The 21,666-nt window shown below is 71.9% G+C and carries 18 protein-coding genes and 3 pseudogenes; 10 read left to right on the top strand and 11 right to left on the bottom strand.

The window, feature by feature from the left end:
- Nucleotides 1-6 precede the first annotated feature (6 nt).
- Both ACZ32T_RS04585 and ACZ32T_RS04580 read right to left on the bottom strand, forming a co-directional pair.
- Entirely contained in the window at nucleotides 7-480 is a 474-nt protein-coding gene (locus ACZ32T_RS04585; protein WP_467365296.1) for an SUKH-3 domain-containing protein, read from the bottom strand.
- A gap of 11 nt (nucleotides 481-491) precedes the next feature.
- The gene (locus ACZ32T_RS04580; protein WP_467365294.1) at nucleotides 492-1,073 is read right to left on the bottom strand and encodes a hypothetical protein; all 582 of its coding nucleotides are present in this window, start codon (nucleotides 1,071-1,073) and stop codon (nucleotides 492-494) included.
- Between the two features lie 171 nt (nucleotides 1,074-1,244).
- On the opposite strand from ACZ32T_RS04580, the gene ACZ32T_RS04575 reads away from it, so the two are divergent.
- Genes ACZ32T_RS04575 through ACZ32T_RS04565 form a run of 3 tightly spaced genes read left to right on the top strand, consistent with a single transcriptional unit; the run spans nucleotide 1,245 to nucleotide 4,027 of the window.
- On the top strand, nucleotides 1,245-1,850 hold the full coding sequence (locus tag ACZ32T_RS04575; RefSeq protein WP_467365292.1) for a DUF4291 domain-containing protein: 606 nt from the start codon (nucleotides 1,245-1,247) through the stop codon (nucleotides 1,848-1,850).
- A gap of 55 nt (nucleotides 1,851-1,905) precedes the next feature.
- Nucleotides 1,906-3,336 (top strand): sensor histidine kinase, encoded by a 1,431-nt coding sequence (locus ACZ32T_RS04570; protein WP_467365290.1) that lies wholly within the window; start codon nucleotides 1,906-1,908, stop codon nucleotides 3,334-3,336.
- Nucleotides 3,337-3,343: 7 nt separating this feature from the next.
- A complete protein-coding gene (locus ACZ32T_RS04565; protein ID WP_467365288.1) occupies nucleotides 3,344-4,027 on the top strand; it encodes a response regulator in 684 nt (227 codons plus the stop codon).
- Here ACZ32T_RS04565 and ACZ32T_RS04560 read toward each other — a convergent pair.
- Together ACZ32T_RS04560 and ACZ32T_RS04555 are read right to left on the bottom strand one after the other, a co-directional pair.
- Nucleotides 4,022-4,696: pseudogene (locus tag ACZ32T_RS04560) on the bottom strand (phosphatase PAP2 family protein); the annotation flags it as partial. The gene ACZ32T_RS04565 and the pseudogene ACZ32T_RS04560 overlap by 6 nt on opposite strands.
- Before the next feature lie 109 nt (nucleotides 4,697-4,805).
- A pseudogene (locus ACZ32T_RS04555) lies at nucleotides 4,806-5,039 on the bottom strand (GNAT family N-acetyltransferase); the annotation flags it as partial.
- 127 nt (nucleotides 5,040-5,166) lie between these two features.
- Here ACZ32T_RS04555 and ACZ32T_RS04550 point away from each other — a divergent pair.
- The 5 genes from ACZ32T_RS04550 to ACZ32T_RS04530 all read left to right on the top strand — a co-directional run bounded on the left by ACZ32T_RS04550 (nucleotide 5,167) and on the right by ACZ32T_RS04530 (nucleotide 12,828).
- A complete protein-coding gene (locus ACZ32T_RS04550; protein ID WP_467365286.1) occupies nucleotides 5,167-7,896 on the top strand; it encodes an alpha/beta fold hydrolase in 2,730 nt (909 codons plus the stop codon).
- The gene (locus ACZ32T_RS04545; protein ID WP_467262768.1) at nucleotides 7,893-8,783 is read left to right on the top strand and encodes an ABC transporter permease; all 891 of its coding nucleotides are present in this window, start codon (nucleotides 7,893-7,895) and stop codon (nucleotides 8,781-8,783) included. Before ACZ32T_RS04550 ends, ACZ32T_RS04545 begins: the two co-directional genes overlap by 4 nt.
- A gap of 140 nt (nucleotides 8,784-8,923) precedes the next feature.
- A complete protein-coding gene (locus ACZ32T_RS04540) occupies nucleotides 8,924-10,504 on the top strand; it encodes a vWA domain-containing protein (RefSeq protein ID WP_467365284.1) in 1,581 nt (526 codons plus the stop codon).
- Between the two features lie 112 nt (nucleotides 10,505-10,616).
- Nucleotides 10,617-11,567: an STM4015 family protein gene (locus ACZ32T_RS04535; RefSeq protein ID WP_467262766.1), complete on the top strand. Its 951-nt coding sequence runs from the start codon at nucleotides 10,617-10,619 to the stop codon at nucleotides 11,565-11,567.
- Between the two features lie 67 nt (nucleotides 11,568-11,634).
- Nucleotides 11,635-12,828, top strand: a complete 1,194-nt coding sequence (locus tag ACZ32T_RS04530) for a wHTH domain-containing protein (protein WP_467365282.1) — start codon at nucleotides 11,635-11,637, stop codon at nucleotides 12,826-12,828.
- 48 nt (nucleotides 12,829-12,876) lie between these two features.
- Here ACZ32T_RS04530 and ACZ32T_RS04525 read toward each other — a convergent pair whose 3' ends face one another.
- The 7 genes from ACZ32T_RS04525 to ACZ32T_RS04495 form a co-directional block, all read right to left on the bottom strand.
- On the bottom strand, nucleotides 12,877-13,191 hold the full coding sequence (locus ACZ32T_RS04525; protein WP_467262764.1) for an L-rhamnose mutarotase: 315 nt from the start codon (nucleotides 13,189-13,191) through the stop codon (nucleotides 12,877-12,879).
- A 17-nt stretch (nucleotides 13,192-13,208) separates the two neighbouring features.
- Nucleotides 13,209-14,294: a rhamnose ABC transporter substrate-binding protein gene (gene rhaS / locus ACZ32T_RS04520; protein WP_467365280.1), complete on the bottom strand. Its 1,086-nt coding sequence runs from the start codon at nucleotides 14,292-14,294 to the stop codon at nucleotides 13,209-13,211.
- Nucleotides 14,295-14,333: 39 nt separating this feature from the next.
- Nucleotides 14,334-15,389, bottom strand: a complete 1,056-nt coding sequence (locus ACZ32T_RS04515; protein WP_467365278.1) for an ABC transporter permease — start codon at nucleotides 15,387-15,389, stop codon at nucleotides 14,334-14,336.
- On the bottom strand, nucleotides 15,373-16,425 hold the full coding sequence (locus ACZ32T_RS04510; RefSeq protein ID WP_467262761.1) for an ABC transporter permease: 1,053 nt from the start codon (nucleotides 16,423-16,425) through the stop codon (nucleotides 15,373-15,375). Before ACZ32T_RS04510 ends, ACZ32T_RS04515 begins: the two co-directional genes overlap by 17 nt.
- Nucleotides 16,422-17,945 carry a sugar ABC transporter ATP-binding protein gene (locus ACZ32T_RS04505; RefSeq protein WP_467262760.1) on the bottom strand — a complete coding sequence of 508 codons (1,524 nt, stop codon included), beginning with the start codon at nucleotides 17,943-17,945 and terminating at the stop codon, nucleotides 16,422-16,424. The genes ACZ32T_RS04510 and ACZ32T_RS04505 overlap by 4 nt, the downstream gene beginning before the upstream one ends.
- Before the next feature lie 244 nt (nucleotides 17,946-18,189).
- Nucleotides 18,190-18,741: a GNAT family N-acetyltransferase gene (locus ACZ32T_RS04500; protein ID WP_467263394.1), complete on the bottom strand. Its 552-nt coding sequence runs from the start codon at nucleotides 18,739-18,741 to the stop codon at nucleotides 18,190-18,192.
- A 160-nt stretch (nucleotides 18,742-18,901) separates the two neighbouring features.
- Nucleotides 18,902-20,176, bottom strand: a complete 1,275-nt coding sequence (locus ACZ32T_RS04495) for a phosphoribosyltransferase family protein (protein ID WP_467365276.1) — start codon at nucleotides 20,174-20,176, stop codon at nucleotides 18,902-18,904.
- Nucleotides 20,177-20,276: 100 nt separating this feature from the next.
- On the opposite strand from ACZ32T_RS04495, the gene ACZ32T_RS04490 reads away from it, so the two are divergent.
- Together ACZ32T_RS04490 and ACZ32T_RS04485 are read left to right on the top strand one after the other, a co-directional pair.
- Nucleotides 20,277-21,077, top strand: coding sequence for an HAD-IIA family hydrolase (locus tag ACZ32T_RS04490; RefSeq protein WP_467262758.1), 801 nt, complete (start codon nucleotides 20,277-20,279; stop codon nucleotides 21,075-21,077).
- 344 nt (nucleotides 21,078-21,421) lie between these two features.
- Nucleotides 21,422-21,666 (top strand): annotated as a pseudogene (locus ACZ32T_RS04485) (hypothetical protein); the annotation flags it as partial.

The raw sequence follows: 21,666 nt of genomic DNA, 5'->3' as shown, positions 1-21,666 counted from the left end.
ACAAGGTCAGACAAAGTAGTCCTCCGCATCTTCCATCTCGCTGCTCATGAGGCTCATCATCGCCTCGTATTTTTCGGGCCCGAGATAATACGCCCCCGTGTGATGCGAGCAGAAGAAGCGCCCGTTCGTGTCCATGAGCAGGGTGGAACCGTCATAGGTGTCGTACGCCACCGGAAAAATCCGCACGCCGAGGTCCACGGCGAGCTCGGAGATCTCCTCGGCATCTCCCCTGAAGACCAGATGCGGCGTGAAGACGGCGAAATTCTCCGGCGCGGTGTCGATGACGGCCCGAAGGAACGCGTGCTCCCGGATGAAAGCGAGTGCGGGACCGGAAGGTTCGATCTCCACACCGTAGGACCGATACCGCTCGACGACGGCCGCAATCGCTCGGTATGCCAAGTCTCCGACATCGCGCCCTGGGTGCCACCCGGCCTCTGTCAGCCAGGCGTCCACTTCTTCGATCGTGGAAAGAATCGGCATCCTGCCCTCGCCTACCCGTGTGCCGTGACGGCTTCCAGGACAACCGCCGTGCCCGCGACGGACCGGTCCTCGTGCATGGTGATCACCTGGCCCGGCTCGAGGTGCCGCCACTGTGAGGGATCCAGAGGGGCAAGCCGCACCGAGGCTTGTCCACCGGGCTCCAGGAGCGGCATGAACTCCACCCAGAGCCGGGCGATGTCGACGGCCGGGTCACCGGTCGGAGAACGGTTCCCGATGTTCCACATCGGCCGCAGGACGCCGGCCCCGGAGATGGCCGTCTTCCGACGCGCTTCGGCAGCGCGGAGCAGCGTGAGGTCGGCGCGGATGATGCCGTTGCGCGCCTCGTAGCAGCGCCAGTTGCACCAGGCCGCGCTCCTGTCCAGTCGCATCTGTTCAGCCGCGGTGGCCAGGGCTTCCCAGAAGCTGAGCGGGAGCGGTCGGACGTCACCGAGCTCTTCCAGCAGTCCGAGGGCCACTTCCCACTCGTCGTGCGTGAGGTAGTCCCAGACGTCGTTCACCGTGATGTCGTTCTCGGTGGCGACCTTCTCGGGGACCAGGAGGGAAGCGGCTTCCAGCAGCGCGGGGACGTCCATGCCCTGATTCTGGACCACCGTCCCTGTCAGATGGGCCTGCCGGTGTCCTGACTTGTCGGCCTCGCGCGGGCCACGTGTGGTCCGCGTTCATCAGGGGGCGTCTCGCCACGGGCCGTACCGCGTCGGGAAAACCAGGTGCTGCCGGGCGTCCGGGCCCGCATCCTGAGGCATATGAACGACCGGACACACCCGCCCCGTTACGAGATCCGCGCGCGGCACACCGACTCCACCGTCACCGTGTACCAGGCCTACCGGCCGGCCATCGGGCTGCCCGCCGCCCGTGACGGGCGTTTCCCGCCTGTCTGGAAGCGCGACCGCATGACCTGGATCAAGCCGAGCTTCCTGTGGATGATGTACCGCTGCGGCTGGGGTACGAAGGAGGGACAGGAGACCGTGCTCGCCGTGGAGATCGCCCGTGAGGGCTTCGCCTGGGCGCTGGAGAACGCTGAACTCTCGCACTACGTACGCGGCGTGCACGAGGACCGGAGCGCGTGGAAGCAGGCGCTGCGGTCCGCTCCCGCACGCGTCCAGTGGGATCCCGAGCGTGATCTCGACCTGAACCCGCTCCCGTACCGCTCGCTCCAGCTCGGACTCTCCGGGGAGGCCGCCCGGCGGTACGCCGACGAGTGGGCCGTGTCCATCCGCGATGTCACGCCGCTGGCCCGCGAGGCGCATGCGGCCGTTCGGGCGGGGGAGCGGGAGAGGGCCGCCGCCCTGCTGCCCGTGGAGACACCGCTGGATCTCAGCGCTCCCCGGCCGGTTCCCGCCGCCCCGTGAGCACCATGACTTTCGGCAGTGCCCGCCGGGCCCCGGGTTCCGTACCGTCGGGCCGGTGAACCTGAACCTGATTCCGTGCGGGAACGTGAGCGGGGAACGTGTGGCGGCTGTCCTGGTGCCCGCGGCGATGGCCGTGTCCGGGGGGCTGAGCCTGGTGAGTCCGTGGTGGGCCGTGCCGACCGTCGTCGCCGCGTTCCTCACGGGGCGCGGCCCCGCGCGTGCCGGAGTGGTCGTCTGCTCGCTGGCAGCCGTGCTCGCCGCCGGTGTGGTGGCCGTATCGCTGGCGCCGCCCCTGCTGGCACTCGGTACCCGGTTCGTCGGGGTGACGGTCCTGGGCGTCCTGCTGCCCTGGTTCGCGGGGCGGTTCTGGCGGCAGTACCAGGAGCTGGCCCGGGCCGGCTGGGAGAAGGCCGAACGGCTCGGGCGGGAGCGGCAGCTGGTCGCCGAACAGGCCCGGCTGGCGGAGCGGGCCCGTATCGCGCAGGACATGCACGACGTGCTCGGCCACGACCTCAGCCTGATCGCCCTGTCGGCGGGCGCTCTCCAGCTCGCACCGGGGCTCGACGACCGGCAGCGGCGGGCCGCCAAGGACATCAGGGCACGGGCGGCGACGGCGGTCGAGCGCCTGGGCGAAGTGGTCGGCGTTCTGAGTGGCCACGCGGAACCGCCGCCGTTGCGGCCGCACGGCGGGGAGCTGAGCGAACTGGTCGGCGATGCGGCCGAGTCCGGGCTGAGGGTCGAACTGCGGGTGGACGGGGAGGCGGACGGGCTTCCTCCCGTCGTCGCACGGGCCGTGCACCGGGTCGTGCAGGAAGCACTGACCAACGTGGCCAGGCACGCGCCCGGCGCGGCGGTGACCGTCCAGGTCAGGCATGCGGAGACCGAGACCGAGGTGGCCGTGGTCAACGGCGCCGCCAAGGCCCCTGCCGGACGGCCGTCCGGCGGGGGTGGGCGTGGTCTCATCGGGCTCGACGAGCGGGTCCGGCTCGCCGGCGGCACCTTCGAGCACGGGCCCCGGGACGACGGCGGCTTCGCCGTGTCCGCCCGGTTGCCGCGCCGTCTTCCCGCGCGGCTGCCGGACCGTCGCACACCTGAGTCCCCGGCCGGTGCGTCGGGGGAGTTCCGCAGAGCGCGGCGCCGTACGGGCCGCACCCTGGCCGCCGCGCTCCTGGTCCCGCTGGGCGCGGGCGCGGTGCTCGGCGCGGCGGTGACGGGGTGGGACATGGTGGCGGCGGCACGGTCGGCCCTCGATCCGGGTGACTACGCACGGCTCCGGGTGGGGCAGGATCGTGCGGAGGTGCAGCGGGTGCTGCCGGACCGGCAGTCGGTCCACCGGCCCTCCGGTGGCGAGCGCCCCGAGGGACGAGGAGTGACGTGCGAGTACTACGCGATGACGGCCGACCGCTTCGACAGCCGGTCCGGGGACGCCTACCGGCTCTGTTTCCGCGACGACACGCTGATCTCGCTCGACGCCCTGGCCGGGTGAGCGCGCGATGACCAGGGTGCTGATCGCCGACGACGAGCCGATGATCCGGGCCGGTGTCCGGGCCGTGCTGTCCACCGACCCGGAGGTCGAGATCGTCGCCGAGGCGGGCGACGGACGGCAGGCGGTGGAGCTCGCGCGGCTCCACCGCCCCGACGTGGCCGTCCTCGACGTACGGATGCCGAGGACCGACGGTATCGACGCCGCGGCGGAGATCAGCCGGACCGTTCCCGGCACCGGCATCATCATGCTGACGACGTTCGGTGAGGACGACTACATCCTCCGGGCGCTCGGCTGCGGGGCCACCGGTTTCCTGATCAAGTCGGGCGAGCCCGGGGAACTCCTCGCGGGCGTACGGGCGGTGGCCGACGGCGCCGCCTATCTGTCACCGAAGGTCGCCGCGCGCGTGGTCGCGCACCTCGCGTCCGGCGGAGCCGGTGACCGGGCCGGGCGCCGGGCCGCCGCCCGGGAGAAGGTCGCCCGGCTGACCCCCAGGGAGCGCGAGGTGCTGTCGTTCCTCGGGAGCGGGCTGTCCAACGGGCAGATCGCCCGGCGGCTCCTCGTGGTGGAGGGGACCGTCAAGGCGCATGTCAGCTCCGTCCTGTCGCGTCTCGGGGTGGAGAACCGGGCCGCCGCCGCCGTCATGGCCCATGAGGCGGGTGTCGTGCCCGCGCACACGACGGAGAACGGCTGACGCGCGCCGCTCCACCGGCTGTTGCGCCACGACCAGGAGAGCGGCCACCACGGCCGCGCCCAGCAACGAGCCCGCCAGCACGTCGTGCGGGTAGTGGACTCCCGTCAGGACACGCAGCAGCGCCGCCGCCACGGCCAGCGGCACGGTCACGGCGGCCAGACGAGGCCGCCGGATCGCGAGCCCCGTCGCCAGTGCGGCGGCCAGCGTGGCGTGGTTGCTGGGGAACGACCAGTCACCGGCCTCCGGGCACGCGGCCAACCCCTCGGCCCCGGGCACGGCCCGGCAGGGGCGTTCCTCGTCGGCCACCAGCTTCAGCGCCTCGCTGAAGGCGTACGCCACGACGGTCCCGACGCCGGTCAGGGCGGTGCCGGCAGCCAGGCGTGCGTCCCCGCGGCGTACGGCCGTCCAGCCGAGCAGGAGCAGCAGCAGACCCAGGGCGATCAGGGTGAGCTCGGTGACCGGCTCCAGGAGGTGGGCCGGCCCGTCGGGCGCGTCCGCGACCATCCCGGTCAACGACCGGTACAAGGACACGGAGACACCCTGGGTCACCTCGGTGGGCTCGGCCCGGCCGAGCCCACCCGGTGACAGGAGCGCGACGGCGCCGCCGGCCGAAGCGAGAAGGGCTGCCGCGCCGAGCAGGCGGGCGGTCCGGGAATGTGGGTTCGTCATGCCGCAGAACGTACGAGCGGCAGCAGTCCCGGCACCCGGGCCGAACGGCAGGTCACGTATGCGACGTTCGTCAGGGGCGGGGCCCGGGCTCACGCCGGGCCGGGAGCGCCCGAGCCTCCGCCGCCAGGGCCTCCGTCAGCGCCCGCCCGACGCCCCGGCGGCGGTACGGCTCGTCGACGGAGAGCTCGTACAGGCACATCTCCGTGCCCTTGTCCGGGTGCAGCACCTCGATGCCCGCCACGAATCCGGCCGGGACACCGTCCACGTACGCGATCAGCGTCAGGTGCCCCTCCGCCGCCACGAAACGGGCCGCCCACCCGTGGCAGGGCAAATGTGCACGTATGGGCCTTTCGTGACGGCGGCGTACCGCAAGCGGAGTACGGGCGGGCCGTGTCGTACCTCTCAGGGAGGCCGCGTACTTCCCCCTGGCGGCATCCTGGCCCACCGCGCGCTCCGTTTAGGGTCGAGTCATGGATGAACCGACTTCCCGGTGGCGGCACCGGCTGCCCCGTACCCCAGGCCGGTGGGCCGCGGTGGTCGCCGCCCTCGCCGTGCTCGTGGGGGCCGGTACCTGGAGCGCCGTCGCCGACGACAGCCCGCCGACCGTGCACCGGCATGACCGGATGATGAAGATGAACGGGGTGTCGGTCGACACCTCCTACTTCACGTCGGGCGGCACGCAGCGCCGGCCCGCCGTGCTCATCGGGCACGGCTTCGGCGGCAGCAAGAACGATGTGCGCGCCCAGGCCGAGAAGCTGGCCGCCGACGGATACGCCGTCATGACGTGGTCCGCCCGGGGCTTCGGGAGGACGAGCGGCGAGATCACGCTCAACGCCCCCGACGGCGAGGTCAAGGACGTGTCCGGCCTCATCGACTGGCTGGCCGGCCGGCCCGAGGTGCAGCTCGACGCGAAGGGCGACCCGCGCGTCGGGGTCACCGGCGCTTCGTACGGTGGCGCCGTGTCGTTGCTGGCCGCCGGGTACGACGACCGGGTCGACGCCATCGCACCGGTGATCAGCTACTGGAACCTCGCCGACGCGCTCTTCCCGGACGGGGTCTTCAAGAAACTCTGGGCCGGGATCTTCGTCAGCTCCGGCGGCGGCTGCCAGAAGTTCCAGAAGCAGCTGTGCGAGATGTACGAGCGGGTGGCCGTCAGCGGCAGACCGGACGCCGCCGCACGCGAACTGCTGACGGAACGTTCCCCCGAGGCCGTGGCCGACCGGATCGACGTGCCCGCGCTCATCCTCCAGGGCCAGAGCGACTCCCTGTTCCCGCTCGGCCAGTCCGACGCCATGGCCGAGGCCATCAAGGCCAACGGCGCACCCGTCTCCGTCGACTGGATCGCGGGCGGACACGACGGAGGGGACGACGAGGGCGACCGCGTCGAGGGCCGGGTCGGCGACTGGTTCGACCGGTACCTGAAGAAGGACGAGGGCGCCGACACCGGCCCCGGGTTCCGCGTGACCCGTACCGGCGGCGTCGACTCCACCGACGGCGCCGCCCTGAAGCGCGGCGCGAGCAGCGCCTCCTACCCCGGCCTGAGCAGCGGCGGACGGGAGATCCCCCTCACCGGCGCCGGGCAGCGGCCCGCGACGGGCGGCGCCATGGACCGGCCCGGGACCGGCAGTGGGCAGAGCGCCCCCGCCAAGAACCTGACGCAGACCTTCCGCAACCCCGCCGGCGCCAACCCGCCCTCCATCTCGGCCGTCCCCGGCATCGGAGGCGGCCTCTCCCAGCTGTCCTCGCTCGGAGTCGGCTTCTCCCTCGACTTCCCCGGGCAGTACGCCCGCTTCGACTCCGCCCCGCTGGACAGCGCCGTACACGTCACCGGGTCGCCGACCGTCCGCGTGAACGTGAAGGCGGACCAGGGCGACGCCGTGCTCTTCGGCAAGGTCTACGACGTGTCGCCGGACGGGAAGCAGCAGGTCCTGCCCTCGCAGCTCGTCTCCCCGTACCGGATCACCCCCGAGGAGCAGGGCAAGCCGGTCGAGCTGACCCTGCCCGCCGTCGACCACGAGGTCGAGGCCGGGCACAGCCTCCGCCTCGTCCTCTCCGCGACCGACCTCGCCTACGCCTCACCCGCCGAGCCCGCGACGTACACCGTCTCCCTCGACGGGCCCCTGACCGTCCCCACGGCGCCCGCCGTGAAGACCGCCGCGGCCGCTCTGCCCTGGTGGACCTGGGGGCTCCCGGCGGCCGGACTCGTCATCGCCGCCGCCGTGCTGCTCACCGCACGCCGGCGCACCGCGGCCCCCGCCCCCGACCCGGCGCTGACCGGAGTCCCGCTGCAGATCACCGGGCTCTCCAAGAAGTACGCCAGGTCCACCGACCGGTACGCGGTCCGCGATCTCGGCTTCCGCGTCGAGAAGGGGCAGGTACTCGGCCTCCTCGGGCCGAACGGCGCCGGCAAGACCACCACCCTGCGCATGCTGATGGGGCTCATCACCCCCGACGCCGGTGAGATCCGCGTCTTCGGGCACGCGATCCGCCCCGGCGCACCCGTGCTGTCGCGCGTCGGCTCCTTCGTCGAAGGCGCCGGCTTCCTCCCGCACCTGTCCGGCCGCTCCAACCTGGAGCTGTACTGGCAGGCCACCGGGCGGCCCGCCGAGGACGCCCACATCGACGAGGCCCTGGAGATCGCCGGGCTCGGCGACGCCCTGGCCCGCGCCGTGCGCACGTACTCCCAGGGCATGCGGCAGCGGCTCGCGATCGCCCAGGCCATGCTCGGCATGCCGGACCTCCTCATCCTCGACGAACCGACCAACGGTCTCGACCCGCCCCAGATCCGCGAGATGCGGGACGTGATGATCCGGTACGCGGCCGGGGGCCGGACCGTGATCGTCTCCAGCCACCTCCTCTCCGAGGTGGAGCAGTCCTGCACCCATCTGGTGGTCATGGACCGGGGCCGGCTCGTCCAGGCCGGTCCGGTCGCCGAGATCACCGGATCCGGCGACATGCTGCTCGTCACCACGGGCACCGAGGTGGCCGAACCGCTCGTGGACAAGGTGGCCGAACTGCCGGGCATCGGCTCCGCCGTCCGCCTCGACGACGGGCACGGCCTGCTGGTCCGTCTCGACGGCGCCACGGCCGCACAACTGGTCGCCGACCTGGTCCGACTGGACGTGCCGGTGACGGGTGTCGGGCCGCACCGCCGCCTGGAGGACGCGTTCCTCACCCTCATCTCCCAAGGATCCGCATGAGCTCCGCAACTGAGATCCAGGCACTCGCCGAAGCCCCCGGCTACCGTGCCCGCCGCACCCTGCCGCTGCGCGTGGAGGCGATGAGGCAGCTGCGCAGGCGGCGCACCCTGCTCATGTTCGGGGTGCTGGCGGCGCTGCCGTTCGTCCTGATCATCGCCTTCGCGGTCGGCGGAACCCCCGGCGGCGGCGAGGGCGGCGGCGGAGGCGGCGGTTCGCGCATCAACCTCATGGACGTGGCGACGGAGTCCGCCGCGAACTTCGCGGCGACCTGTCTCTTCGTCTCCGCCGGTTTCCTGCTCGTGGTGCCCGTCGCCCTGTTCTGCGGGGACACCGTCGCCTCCGAGGCCAGCTGGTCCTCGCTGCGCTATCTGCTCGCTGCGCCCGTCCCCCGGGCCAGGCTGCTGTGGAGCAAGCTCGTCGTGGCGCTCGGCTTCAGCCTCGCAGCGATGGTGCTGCTGCCGCTCGTCGCCCTCGGCGCGGGAGCGGCGGCGTACGGCTGGGGGCCGCTGAAGCTGCCCACCGGGGGCGCGCTCACCACATCGGACACCGTGCCGCGCCTGGCCCTCGTCGTCGCCTTCGTCTTCGTCTCCCAACTGGTCACCGCGGGGCTGGCGTTCTGGCTGTCGACGAGGACGGACGCACCGCTCGGCGCGGTGGGGGGCGCGGTCGGGCTGACCATCGTCGGCAATGTCCTGGACGCGGTCACCGCACTCGGCACCTGGCGTGAGTTCCTGCCCGCGCACTGGCAGTTCGCCTGGGCGGACGCCCTCCAGCCCGACCTGGCATGGGGCGGGATGGTGAAGGGCGCGGCCGTATCGGTCACCTATGCCCTGATCCTGTTCGCCTTCGCCTTCCGCGGGTTCAGCCGTAAGGACATCGTGTCCTGATCCAAACGAAAGGCCCTTGATGTTCCGCCCCGCCGACGTCCGTCGTTGCGCCATCGAGACGGTTCCGCAACGCTTCTGACGACTCCGCCCGGCCACCTCGCACGTCACATTCACAGTTGTCGACGACGTGGGGGGTACACATGGAACACAGGGCACGGACACATCGCGGAGCGCTCGCGCTCCTGCTGGCGGGCGGAATCCTGATCACCGGCTGCGGCGCGGGGGGCACGCCCACCGAGACCTCCGCCGACCGCGGCGTCGCCGAAAACCGCGGGCCGGCGGGGGGCAGGCAGCCCTCCGCCGCGGCGGGGCCGCAGGAGGGCGGGGCAGATCAGGCCGAGGACGACACGGTGCGGGAGAGCGTGGCGCCCGACTACCTGTCCACCTTCGCGCTCGACGTGGACACCGCCAGCTACGGATACGCGCGCCGCACCCTGGGCGACGGACAGCTCCCCGCGGCCGGCACGGTGCGCCCGGAGGAGTTCGTCAACAGCTTCCGCCAGGGCTACGAGCGGCCGGACGGCAACGGCTTCTCGGTCAACGTCGACGGCGCACGGACCGACGCCGCCGACTGGTCGCTCGTACGGGTCGGGCTGGCGACGAAGGCCGCCGCGGACTCGGGCGAGCGCCCGCCCGCCGCGCTGACCTTCGTCGTCGACATCTCCGGCTCGATGTCCGAACCGGGCCGCCTCGACCTCGCGAAGACCTCACTCGGCATCCTCGCCGACGAACTGCGCGACGACGACTCCGTCTCCCTGGTCACCTTCAGTGACGAGGCCGAGACCCGGCTGCCGATGACCCGACTCCAGGGCAACCGCACCAAGATCCGCGACGCCGTCGCGGCGATGGAACCCGCCGACTCCACGAACGTCGCGGCCGGCGTGCGGCGCGGCTACGAGGAAGCGGTCGAAGGCCACCGCAAGGGCGCCAACAACCGCGTCGTCCTGCTCTCCGACGCCCTCGCCAACACCGGTGAGACGGACGCCGACGCGATCCTGGAACGCGTCGGGGACGCACGCGAGGAGTACGGCATCACCCTCTTCGGCGTCGGTGTCGGCAGCGACTACGGCGACGAGCTGATGGAGCGCCTCACCAACAAGGGCGACGGCAACACGACCTACATCGCCGACGAGACACAGGCCAGGAAGGTCTTCGTCGACCAGCTGCCCGCCCACGTGGAACTCCGGGCCCGGGACGCCAAGGCCCAGGTGGCGTTCGACCGTAAGACGGTCAAGCAGTTCCAGCTCATCGGCTACGAGAACCGCGAGGTCGCCGACGACGACTTCCGGGACGACAGCGTCGACGGCGGCGAGGTGGGTCCCGGCCACACGGTGACCGCGCTCTACGCCGTACGCCTCCGTGAGGGTGCCTCCGGCCACGTGGCGACGGCGACCGTGCGCTGGCTGGACCCGAAGACACGCGAGGCGCACGAGGAGACCGGGTCGGTCCGGACCGCCGCGATCGACGGAAAGCTCTGGGACGACGCCGGCGCACGGCTCCAGGTGACCGCGGTGGCCGCGTACTTCGCGGACACCCTGCGCGGCGGTGACCTCCAGGGAACGCCCACGCTCGGGGAACTCGCCGGCCGCGCCCGGAAGCTGGCGGCCGCCACCGAGGACAGCTCGGTGGAGAAGCTCGCCACCGCGATCGAGCAGGCCGACCGGCTCAGGAACGGCGGCGACGAACCGGCGGGCGACAGCGGCGAAGGCGAACTCGGCTGACACGCGGGGACGTTGGCCCGGCAGGTGATCACCCCTGCCGGGCCCGTCCCTGTCGGAGGCTGCTGATAGAACACGTCGAACAGCCACCGAACGGAATGTCAGGAGCCTTGCTTTGTCCTATGTCCATCATGTCGAGCAGTTCCACGGACTGCCGGTCTTCACCTTCCCGCAGTACGCGCACCCCGCGGACCTGCCCGACGCGGACGCCGTGGCCTGGCGCCTCCACTGCGGTCCGTACGTGACCGACGAGGACTCCGGGTCCTACTGGAAGCGGTTCACCGAGTCGGTCGACCTGGGCGGGGTGCGGGCTCTGCTCTTCGGCAGCCCCTGGTACGGCAACGACGGCGGGAGCAGCCCCGACGAGCTGATCGGCCTGCGGTCCCGGTTCACCGCGCTCGAGGCGGTGTTCCTCGGTGACCTGGAGGACGAGGAGGGAATGATCTCCATGATCGGGCAGGGCGGGATCGCGGAGCTCCTGGACGCCTTCCCGGGATTGCGGGAGCTGGCCCTGCGAGGCGGTGACGACCTGGAATTCCCCGTGACCGGCCACGCGGAGCTGCGCGTGCTGCGCGTCGAGTCCGGCGGGCTGCCCCCCGAGGCCGCGGCCCAGATCGCCGCCGCCTCCCTGCCGTCGCTGGAGCACCTGGAGCTGTGGCTGGGCGACGAGGACTACGGCGGCGGCACCACGGCCGAGGATCTGGCCCCGCTGTTCGCCGGCGTCGGCAAGCCCGCCCTGCGCCACCTGGGGCTGCAGAACAGCCCGGTCCAGGATGAGCTGGCCGCGGCCCTGGCCTCCGCGCCGGTCGTGGGCGGGCTCACCTCGCTCAGCCTGTCGATGGGCACGCTGGGCGACGAGGGCGCGGAGGCACTCCTGGAGGGACAGTCCCTCGCCCACCTGCGGGAGCTGGACCTCTCGCACCACTACCTCAGCCAGGACATGATGCTGCGGCTCTGGACGGAGCTGGAGCCGCAGGGGGTGCGCGTCGACCTCACCGGCAGGCAGGAGGAGGACGACCCCGACTGGGACGACGCGCCCAGCAGATACGTCGCGGTCGCCGAATGACCGCCGGCCGGCCCCGCCCGTCGCCCTCCCGTCCCGTCGGCACCGCCGCCGTCGAAAGGCCCGCACGATGACACCGACCCCCGACTTCCAGGACCCGGACGATCTCCGGCTCGTCAGCCGCAACCTCAACGGCCATCACCCCTGGCTGGACCCCGCCGAGCCAGTGCCGTACGGGCACGTGCTGTACGCGGCGGCGGTGCGGCAGGAGACCCCGGCCGCCGCCGTCTCGCGGCTGGCCGCCCTGGGATACACCGAGGTCCAGCAGCCCGGGTCCCCCCTCCCCGCCTCCATCGGCATGCAGGACGCCGCGCTGGTCAAGAGGGAGAGCCACGACAGGTACGTGCGGCGATGGATCGACGTCGGCCGGCCCGTGTCCCTGCTCCAGCTGCTCGAAACGGCGGAGCACGCCGGACGCTCTCCCGCCGACGTCGGGCGGCGTCTGACCGCTCTCGGCTACCGGATCGGCGGCAGCGGCCCGCTCCCCGAGTCGCGGGACCCCCGTGACCTCATGCTGATCCGCACCGATCCCCGGGGCGACGGCAGTTGGCTCGACCGGGGCGACGAGGTCTCCGCCGGACATGTGCTGGGGGCTGCCGCCGCTCTGTCCTGCAGCCCCCACGCCGCCGCCGCGCGACTGGCCTCCTTCGGCCTCCGGCTGCCGTACGTCCCCGAAGCCGACGACGAACTGCTGCTCAGGGTCGGTGACAGCCCCGGCGCACGCTGGCTCGGCCGCTACACGCCGGTGTCCATGGGCCACGTACTCACCGTCGCGAGGGAAACGGGGCGGAGCGCGAGGGACGTCGTGGACCGGCTGAAGGTGCTGGGGCTCGGTGAGCCGGGCGGAGCGGTGCCCGGGACCCCGGACGAGGACGACTTCGTCATCCTCAGCGAGAACCTCGACGGCCGCGGGCCCTGGCTCCGGAGGAACACCGTCGTCGGACTGCGGATGGAACACGTCCTGCGCGCGTCGCTCGCCACGGGGCGCAGCCCGGCGGAGATCACCGCGCGGCTGACCGAACTGGGCCACTGGCTGCACGAGAACGCGAAGCTCCCCGCGACCGCCGACGAGGCGGACATCAGGCTGCTGGACACCCTCGACCGCTCGTACCGGGACAACGTCCACCTGGAGCACGTCCTGCGCGGCGCGAGCCTGACGGGCCGGAGCCCGGCGGACGTCGCGGCCCGGCTGACCGCCCTCGGCCACACGCTCCCCGACGAGGTGCGGTACCCGGACGTACGAGGAGTTCTCGCCGCCCCCTGACGCACGTCCGCCCCGGCTGTCGCGGACAGCCGGGGCGGGCACCACCGGTCAGGCGAGGTGGAAGACCTCGGTCAGCGGGACCATGGCCTCGTCGGCGGCCTCCGGCTGCTCGAAGAACTCGCCCATCTCCCGCTGCCACCGTGCGTTGACCTCGGTCACCGCCATGGCCTCCCGGGCCGCGTCGAAGTCCTCCGTCTCCAGATAGCCGACCAGCAGGCCGTCCTCACGCAGGAACAGCGAGTAGTTGTGCCAGCCCGCCTCCGACAGCGCGGCGAGCATGTCCGGCCACACCGCGGCATGGCGCTCGCGGTACTCGTCCTTGCGGTCCTCGCGGACCTTCAGCAGAAAGCAGACGCGCTGCATGGAACCGGCCCTTCCGGTCAGAAGTCGAACGAGTCGATGTTCTCGGCGTCGAACACGGTCGGCTCGCCGAGGATGACCTCACCGTCCTTGCCGATCGTGTACTCACCGAGCTTGCCCGCCTTGAACTTCTCGCCCTCCGCACCGGTGATCTGCCCCGAAGCCAGCGCCGCGGCCGCGTACGAGCCGAGGTAACCGAGTTCCTCCGGGTTCCAGAGCGAGAACTGCTCGACGGTGCCGTCCTTGACGTACTTGCGCATCTGGTTCGGTGTGCCCAGGCCGTTGAGTACGACCTCGCCCTTGTACGAGGAGTCGCTCAGGTAGCGTGCCGCGGCGGCGAGGCCGACCGTGGTGGGGGAGATGATGCCCTTGAGGTCGGGGTAGGCCTGCATGAGGCCCTGCGTCTGCTGGAAGGACTTCTGGTCCGCGTCGTCACCGTAGGCGACCTTGACCAGCTCCATGTCCTTGTACTCCGGGAGCTTCAGCTCCTCCTTCATGTACTCGATCCAGGTGTTCTGGTTCGTCGCGTTCTGGGTCGCCGACAGGATCGCGACCTTGCCCTTGTAGCCGATCTGCTCGCCGAGGTGCTGGACCAGGCTGCGGCCGATCTCCTCCGAGCCGGCCTGGTTGATGAAGAGCTGGCGGCAGTCCTTCGCCGTGTCCGAGTCGTAGGCGACGACCTTGATGCCCTTCTTCATGGCCTGCTTGAGCGGGCCGCAGACCGCGTTCGGGTCGTTCGCCGCGATGAGGATCGCGTCCTGGCGCTGCTGGATCAGGGTGTTGATGTAGGAGACCTGCGAGGAGGCGTTCGCGTCGGACGGGCCGACCTCCTTGCCCGTGCCGCCGTACTCCTTCGCCGCCGCGATGCCCGCCTCGTCGACGAGCTTCTCGTACGGGTTGTTGATCTGTTTGGGCAGGAAACCGAGCTTCAGCCCCTTCTTCAGCGGGGCGTCCGGATCGGCCTTCGCGGAGCTGCCCGCCTTCGCGCTCCCGCTCTCCTCGCTGTCCTTCGTGGTGCCGGAACAGGCGGTGAGGGCGAGGGCCAGGGAGACGGCGGTGGCTGCGGTCGCGACGGCGCGGCGCCCAGCGGCATTGCGGAGCATCATGGCGGCGTGTGCCTTTCGGAGGGGTCCGGGGGAGGGGCGTTATGACGACTGGGGGGCGGGGGCGTTCGCGGCCCGTCTGTGCCGGCGTTCGACGACCGTGGCGATGATCCTCGGGGTCAGTACGGACGCCACGAGCAGCAGCCCGGTCACGATGACCTGCACCTCGTTGGCGATGTCGTTGAGCGTGAGCAGGTTCTTCAGGAGGCCGATCAGCAGGACACCGGCGACCGCGCCGAAGAGCGTGCCCTTCCCGCCGTCGAAGTCGATCCCGCCGAGCAGGACGGACGCGATGACGAGCATCTCGAAGCCGAGTCCGTTGTCCGCGCGGGCACTTCCGTAGCGCAGGGTGAAGACGACGCCCGCGAAGGCGGAGAACAGGCCGGTCACGACGAAGAGCAGCAGCTTGACCCGCTTGACCCGGATGCCGGCGAAGTACGCGGCCTCCTCCTGGGCGCCGATCGCGAAGAGCGAGCGGCCGAACCCGGTGGCGTGCAGCACCACGGCGGTGACCGCGGCCAGGACGACGAAGAGCAGCACCGGATAGGTGAGGAAGGTGCCGGGGACGGTCGTGGTGTCGACCGCCCAGTCCGTGTAGACCTGCGGGAAGTCGGTCACCGCGTCGCTGCCGAGCGCCACCGATGCCAGACCCCGGTAGAGCGCGAGGGTGCCGATGGTGACGGCCAGGGAGGGCAGGCCCACCTTGGTGACCAGCCAGCCGTTGAGGAGGCCTCCGGCGACGCCCACCAGCAGCACCACCGGCACGATCATCTCGAAGGCCCAGCCCGCTTCCCACAGCGCGCCGGTCAGCGCGCTGCCCAGGCCCAGCATGGAGGCCACCGACAGGTCGACCTGCCCGGCGACGACCAGGAGGGTCATCGGCAGGGCGATGAGGGCGACTTCGGCGATGTCGTTGAAGGCGAACGCGAGGTTCTCAGCCGAACCGAAACCCTCCGTGGACCCGAGCCCGACGACGAGGACCGCGACCAGCAGGACACCGACCGCGGTGTCCCAGCGCAGCGCGAGGGCGCGCAGGGGAGAGGGCTTCGTGGCGGCCCGCGGCGTGGGGGCCGACTCGGTGTCAGGCGCCGTCGTCATGGCGGGCGTTCCTCTTCCTCAGGGCGGCGGTCATCCGCAGGTTCACGATCCGGTCGACGCTGATGGCCAGCAGGAGGAGCGCACCGGTGATGGCGCCCTGCCAGAACGAGTCCACCTTCAGCACGACCAGGACGCTGCCGATGGTGGTGAGCAGCAGGGCGCCGAGGGCGGCGCCCCAGACGGTGCCTGTGCCGCCGGTGATGGCGACGCCGCCGACGACGACGGCGCTGACGACGGTCAGCTCCCAGCCGTGCGCGTTGTCCGCGACGACGGTGCCGAAGCGGGCCAGCCACAGCGCCCCCGCGAAGCCGGCGACGGCCCCGGAGAAGGCGTACGCGGCGAGCACCCGGCGCCGGATCGGGATTCCTGCGAGGCGGGCGGCCTCGGGGCTCGACCCGATCGCGTACAGCTCGCGCCCCGAGCGGTAGCTGCGCAGGAAGTACGCGGTCGCCGCGAGCAGGGCCAGGGCGATCAGCGGGAGGTACGGGACGCCCAGCACGCTGCCGCTGCCGAGCCCCAGGACGGCCTCGGGGACGTCGGAGGCGCTGATCTGCTCGCCCTGCGCCCACCAGTAGTCGACACCTTGAATGATGTAGAGCATGCCCAGGGTCACGACGAGCGCCGGGACCCCGCCGAAGCTGACGAGGGCGCCGGAGACCAGGCCGCAGACCACGCCGATGGCGACGCCGAGCAGCATCACGGTCAGCACACCGTGGTCGCTGCCAGCGACGAACTTGCCGCAGGCGAAGGCGGAGAGGCCGACGACGGAGCCGACGGACAGGTCGATGTTGCGGGTGATCACGACCGCCGACTGGCCGACGGCGAGCAGCACCAGGATCGACGCGTTGAGCAGCAGGTCCTTGACGCCCTGGTCGGAGAGGAAGCGCGGGTTGGCCAGGTAGGTGCCGAGGATCAGCAGGACCAGCGCCCCCGCGATGGAGATCTCCCGCGCCCGGAAGACCGCGTCCACGAGCGAGGAAGCACTCCGCTCCGGCGCCTTCGCGGCGTCCGGGGGGCTCTCGACGGTGGTGGTCATGCCGCTGCCCTCTCGTCGCGTCCGGTGGCCGCGGCCATGACCGACTCCTCGGTGGCGCTCCCGCGCGGGATCTCGGCGACGAGCCGGCCCTCGTGCATCACGAGTACCCGGTCGGCCATGCCGATGACCTCGGGGAGGTCGGAGGAGATCATCAGCACGGCGAGGCCGTCGGCCGCGAGCGCGGAGAGCAGCCGGTGGACCTCCGCTTTGGTGCCGACGTCGATCCCGCGGGTCGGCTCGTCGACGATCAGCACGGTGGGCGCGGTCGCCAGCCATTTGGCCAGCACGACCTTCTGCTGGTTGCCGCCGGAGAGCACGCCCACGGTGTCGGCCAACCGGTTGTACTTGAGCTGGAGACGCACCGCCCAGTCGGCGGCCCGGTCGTGCTCCAGGGCCCGGCTGACGAGCCCGCGCCTGCGGACCTCGCCGAGGCCGGTGAGGCCGATGTTCCGCTCGATCGACATATCCATGACCAGCCCGCGCTGGCGGCGGTCCTCGGGTACGAGCGCGAGCCCGGCGCCCATCGCGGCGGTCGGTGAACCGGGGCGCAGCACCGCACCGGCCACCTTCACCTCGCCCGCGTCGGCGCGGTCGACGCCGAAGACGGCCTGGGCGACCTCCGTGCGCCCGGCGCCGACGAGTCCGGCGAGCGCCACGATCTCCCCGCGGCGGACGTCGAAGGACACGTCGCGGAAGACACCCTCACGGGTCAGCCGGTGTACGGACAGGGCGACTTCGCCGACCTCGGCGTCCTGCTTGGGGTAGAGGTCGTCGAGGTCACGGCCGACCATCCTGCGCACCAGGTCGTCCTCGGTGAGCCCCTCCAGCGGCTCGGAGGAGATCCACCGGCCGTCGCGCAGGGTCGTGACGCGCTGGCACAGCTCGAAGATCTCGTCCAGGCGGTGCGAGATGAACAGCACCGCCGCGCCCTCGGAGCGCAGCGTACGGACGACGGAGAAGAGCCTGGCGGTCTCACTGCCGGTCAGGGCCGCCGTCGGCTCGTCCATGATCAGGACGCGCGCGTCGAAGGAGAGCGCCTTGGCGATCTCGACGATCTGCTGGTCGGCGATCGACAGTCCGCGCGCCGGCCGGTCCGGTGCCAGATCGACCCCCAGCCGCCGCATCAGTCCGGCGGTCGTCCCGTGCACGGCCCTGCGGTCGATCCGGCCCAGTGAGCGCCGGGGCTGACGGCCCATGAAGATGTTCTCGGCGATGGACAGATCGGGGAAGAGCGTCGGCTCCTGGTAGATGACGGCGATGCCGGCGTCACGGGCGTCCGCCGGGCCGTGGAAGACGACGGGCTCGCCGTCGAGCAGCACCTCGCCGCCGTCCGGGCGGTGCACCCCGGCGAGGGCCTTGATCAGAGTCGACTTGCCGGCGCCGTTCTCACCCGCGAGTGCGTGAGCCTCGCCGGGGAACAACTGCAAGGACACGTCCCTCAGGGCCCGTACGGCGCCGAAGGACTTGCTCACGCCCTTCAGGGCCAGGACCGGGGCCGGGCCCGGGGCGGACTGGTTCATGTGAGCTCCTCAGCGGAGGGACTGTTCCGCTCCGCCCGCCGTGAAAGGTTTCAATGAGGTTGCTCGGAAGCTAAACGGGGATTGCGGGCGCCGTCAATGGGTTGATGGCGGGAAGTTCCAGGAAGAGAAGCGATGTGCGAGCCGAACGAGGGGAAGGGATGGGCACCCTTGACAGCCTTCGGGGTGGGCCACTATCTTCCCGGCTTTTGAATCGATTCATGAGGGTGGGCGCGCATCGCTCCGCTTACGACCGCGCTGCGGGATGCCCCGGCCCGAGGAGGACGACAAGGCCGGCCCTGCCGGGCACGGGCACCGGCACCTGGTGCCAGCCCGCGCGCCGGTAGAAGCGCATGGTCGCCCCGGCGTGTACGGACGTGAGCAGCCAGCACCGCCCGTCCGGGGCGGCCCCGGTGACCGCCGACAGCAGGGCCGCGCCCAGTCCGGTGCGGCGCGCGTCGGGGGCGACGGCCAGCTCGTCGACCTCCAGGCCCCCGCACAGCCAGTCAGCGACGCGGCCGGGACCGAGGGCCTCGGCGACGTGGCCGTAACTGCGGCCGGAGGGGAACGCGCAGGGCGTGGTCCAGGCCGTGGCGAAGCCGCCCACGATGCCCCCGTCGGTGGCCAGCGCGGCGGTGAATCCGGGGCGCAGGGCGTCGGCTGCGAGCCGCTCGACGTACAGCGCGCCCGCGGAGGGCTCCTCGTGCCAGGGCGGTGCCGAGAAGACCTCGGTGTACACCCGCCGGATCCCGTCGGCGTGCGCGGAAAGGCCTTCGCCCTCGACCAGCCGGACCCGCACGACCGCACCACCCGCCCCTGGACCGTTCCCGACAGGACTGCTCACGACAGGACTGCTCACGACAGGACTGCTCACGACAGGACTGCTCACGACAGGACTGCTCACGACAGGATAGGAGGGGCCGATCCATCGGGCCACAACTCCCGGGAGGATTCCCCGATCAGCCGGCCGGCCGCACCAGGTGCGTGGTGAACCAGTCCTCGGCCAGCCGCGCCACCCGGTCCAGTGCCCCCGGCTCCTCGAACAGGTGCGTGGCGCCCGGGACGATCTCCAGACGGTTCTCGCAGTGCAGCGCCGCCTGCGCCTGCTGGTTGAGGCCGATCACCGTGGTGTCGGCTCCGCCCACGATGAGCAGGGTGGGCGCACGCACCGCCGACAGTTCCGCCCCGGCCAGATCGGGGCGCCCGCCGCGGGAGACCACGGCGCCGACACCCGAGTCCGTCGCCGCGGCGGCCCGCAGCGCAGCCGCCGCGCCCGTACTCGCCCCGAAGGAGCCGACCGGGAGGGACACCCGGCGGCGGAGCCAACTGGTCGTGTCCGCCAGCCGCCCGGCCAGCAGGCCGATGTCGAAGACGTTGGCGCGGTAGCCCTCCTCCCCGGGCGTGAGCAGGTCGAAGAGCAGGGTGCCCAGGCCGGCACGGTTCAGCGCCGTCGCCACGGCGCGGTTGCGCGGGCTGTGGCGGCTGCTGCCCGAGCCGTGGGCGAACACCACGACCGCACCCGCGTCCCCGGGGAGCACGAGGTCCCCGGGGAGCGGGACGCCGCCCGCGTCCACCTCGACCTCCTCGGCCGCGGCGGTACCCCCACCGGCCCGTGCCAGCAGGGAGACGACCTCCTCGTCGGAGGTCTGGGAGAAGTCCCGGTACCACTCACCCACGGCGGAGAAGAGCTGCGGTGCGGAGAGGCAGACGACCTCGTCGACGTCCTCGCGCAGCCTGTCGGCGACATCCGGTGACGCGACCGGCACGGCCAGTACGACATGGGCGGCACCCTGCGCCCGCACCACCTGGCAGGCCGCCCGCGCGGTCGCTCCGGTGGCCACCCCGTCGTCCACCACGACCACCGCGCGCCCCTTGAGCGGCAGGCGTGGGCGTCCCTTCCGGTAGGCCTGTGCCCGCCGGAGGAGCTCGGCTTCCTCCGCGCGCTCGACGGAGTCGAGGTCCTTCTCCCGGACACCGGCATGGCGGACGATCTCGTCGCTGATGACCCGCACCCCGCCCTCGCCGATCGCGCCGAAACCCAGCTCGGGGTGACGAGGAACGCCGAGTTTGCGGACCACGATCACATCGAGCGGGGCGCCGAGGGCCTGCGCCACCTCGTACGCCACCGGGACGCCGCCGCGCGGCAGCCCCAGGACGACGGGATCGCTGCGCTCCAGGTGCCGCAGCGCCACGGCGAGCCGACGCCCGGCGTCCGTGCGGTCGGTGAACAGCACGGGGGTTCACCTCCAACCGAGGGAAGAGCAGAACACACCTGCCCCCACCTTCGAAGGAACCGCATTTGCGGCGGCCGGGCAAGTCGGAGACGGTGGGTGCATGGAGCCGATCGGCGCGGTCCTGATCGACATCGACGGCGTACTGACGGTGTCCTGGGAACCGCTGCCCGGCGCGGTGGAGGCCATGCGACGGCTCCGCGCCGCTGACGTCCCCCTGGCGCTGGTCACCAACACCACGTCCCGGACGCGCGCCCGCATCGCCGAAAGGCTCGCGGACTCCGGCTTCCCCGTCGGTCCCGGCGACATCCTCACCGCGCCCGCCGTCACCGCCGCCCATCTCCGCGAGCACCACCCGGAGGCCCGCTGTCTGCTGATCAACACCGGTGACGTGCGGGACGACCTGTCCGGGGTCGCCCTTGTCGAGGAGGAGGACACCGAGGGGGCCGTGCCCGATGTCGTCGTCCTCGGCGGCGCGGGCGGCGCCTTCACGTACGCGGCGCTCAACCGCGCCTTCCGCCTCGTCCAGCAGGGCGCGGCGCTCGTCGCCATGCACCGAAACCTCTACTGGCGCACCGCCGACGGGCTCGACCTCGACACCGGTGCCTTCCTCGCCGGCCTGGAGCGCGCCGCGCGTACTGAGGCCGTCATCACCGGCAAGCCGTCCAGTGCCTTCTTCGCCGCCGCACTGGCCCACCTCGGCACCGGACCCGGCGGGACGCTGATGGTGGGCGATGACATCGAGACGGACGTGCTCGCCGCCCGACGCCACGGAATCACCGGGGTGTTGGTCAGGACGGGCAAGTACCGGCCGGAGACCCACGAGGCCGCCGACGGGACCCCGGACCACGTCCTGGACTCATTCGCGGACGTGCCGGCGTTGCTGGAACGGCTGGGGCGCTGACGCGGGTCACATGGGAAGGGTTCGTAACCCTGCCCGACCGTGCGCGGCGACGGTAGAACTGCTGGTTGAGCGGATGACGGTGGAGGGGCCTCGTCCTGGACCCACGGAAGAGCGCTGTGGCCGGGGGCGCCGTGAGAGCGAGATCGCCGCAGCCTGCCCCGCGGGCGACACGCCCGGTGCGGAGTTCACGACGTGACCACTGTCATGTCACGAAAGTGTCCTGAAGACGATCAAGAGGCAACTCGGGCAACCGCAGCGGCCGTCTGGGAAGACAGAAAGCCACCCGGGCGAACGGTCACCCAGCCGACTCGCCCGCGCCCCCCACGCAGAGGACAGGGACCAGCATGCGCACTCGGAAGATCTCGGCACTGACCATGACCGCGGTGGCCCTCGGCCTGGCGCTGACGGCGTGCGGCAGCGACGGTGGCGGCGACGCGGCCTCTGCCGCGAGCAGTTCGTCGGCGCCGGCCGCGAGCACGTCGCAGTCCGACGCGGTGGAGGGCAAGTCGTCCGGCACGCCCGCCGAGTCCGACACGAAGTGCACGGACCGGATCGACTACGCGGGCGACTCCCGCTCGAACGCCGAGAT

Source organism: Streptomyces sp. NPDC023573, from assembly GCF_055559735.1.
This window is presented reverse-complemented; position numbering and strand designations above follow the sequence as displayed.

What these genes read in the sequence shown, in the direction of transcription:
- ACZ32T_RS04515 (WP_467365278.1), bottom strand. Translation starts at nt 15,389, where the DNA reads ATGACGACGGCGCCTGACACCGAGTCGGCCCCCACGCCGCGGGCCGCC.
- ACZ32T_RS04530 (WP_467365282.1), top strand. Translation starts at nt 11,635, where the DNA reads ATGACACCGACCCCCGACTTCCAGGACCCGGACGATCTCCGGCTCGTC.
- ACZ32T_RS04585 (WP_467365296.1), bottom strand. Translation starts at nt 480, where the DNA reads ATGCCGATTCTTTCCACGATCGAAGAAGTGGACGCCTGGCTGACAGAG.
- ACZ32T_RS04580 (WP_467365294.1), bottom strand. Translation starts at nt 1,073, where the DNA reads ATGGACGTCCCCGCGCTGCTGGAAGCCGCTTCCCTCCTGGTCCCCGAG.
- ACZ32T_RS04545 (WP_467262768.1), top strand. Translation starts at nt 7,893, where the DNA reads ATGAGCTCCGCAACTGAGATCCAGGCACTCGCCGAAGCCCCCGGCTAC.
- ACZ32T_RS04490 (WP_467262758.1), top strand. Translation starts at nt 20,277, where the DNA reads ATGGAGCCGATCGGCGCGGTCCTGATCGACATCGACGGCGTACTGACG.
- ACZ32T_RS04510 (WP_467262761.1), bottom strand. Translation starts at nt 16,425, where the DNA reads ATGACCACCACCGTCGAGAGCCCCCCGGACGCCGCGAAGGCGCCGGAG.
- ACZ32T_RS04525 (WP_467262764.1), bottom strand. Translation starts at nt 13,191, where the DNA reads ATGCAGCGCGTCTGCTTTCTGCTGAAGGTCCGCGAGGACCGCAAGGAC.
- ACZ32T_RS04565 (WP_467365288.1), top strand. Translation starts at nt 3,344, where the DNA reads ATGACCAGGGTGCTGATCGCCGACGACGAGCCGATGATCCGGGCCGGT.
- ACZ32T_RS04505 (WP_467262760.1), bottom strand. Translation starts at nt 17,945, where the DNA reads ATGAACCAGTCCGCCCCGGGCCCGGCCCCGGTCCTGGCCCTGAAGGGC.
- ACZ32T_RS04550 (WP_467365286.1), top strand. Translation starts at nt 5,167, where the DNA reads ATGGATGAACCGACTTCCCGGTGGCGGCACCGGCTGCCCCGTACCCCA.
- ACZ32T_RS04575 (WP_467365292.1), top strand. Translation starts at nt 1,245, where the DNA reads ATGAACGACCGGACACACCCGCCCCGTTACGAGATCCGCGCGCGGCAC.
- rhaS (WP_467365280.1), bottom strand. Translation starts at nt 14,294, where the DNA reads ATGATGCTCCGCAATGCCGCTGGGCGCCGCGCCGTCGCGACCGCAGCC.
- ACZ32T_RS04540 (WP_467365284.1), top strand. Translation starts at nt 8,924, where the DNA reads ATGGAACACAGGGCACGGACACATCGCGGAGCGCTCGCGCTCCTGCTG.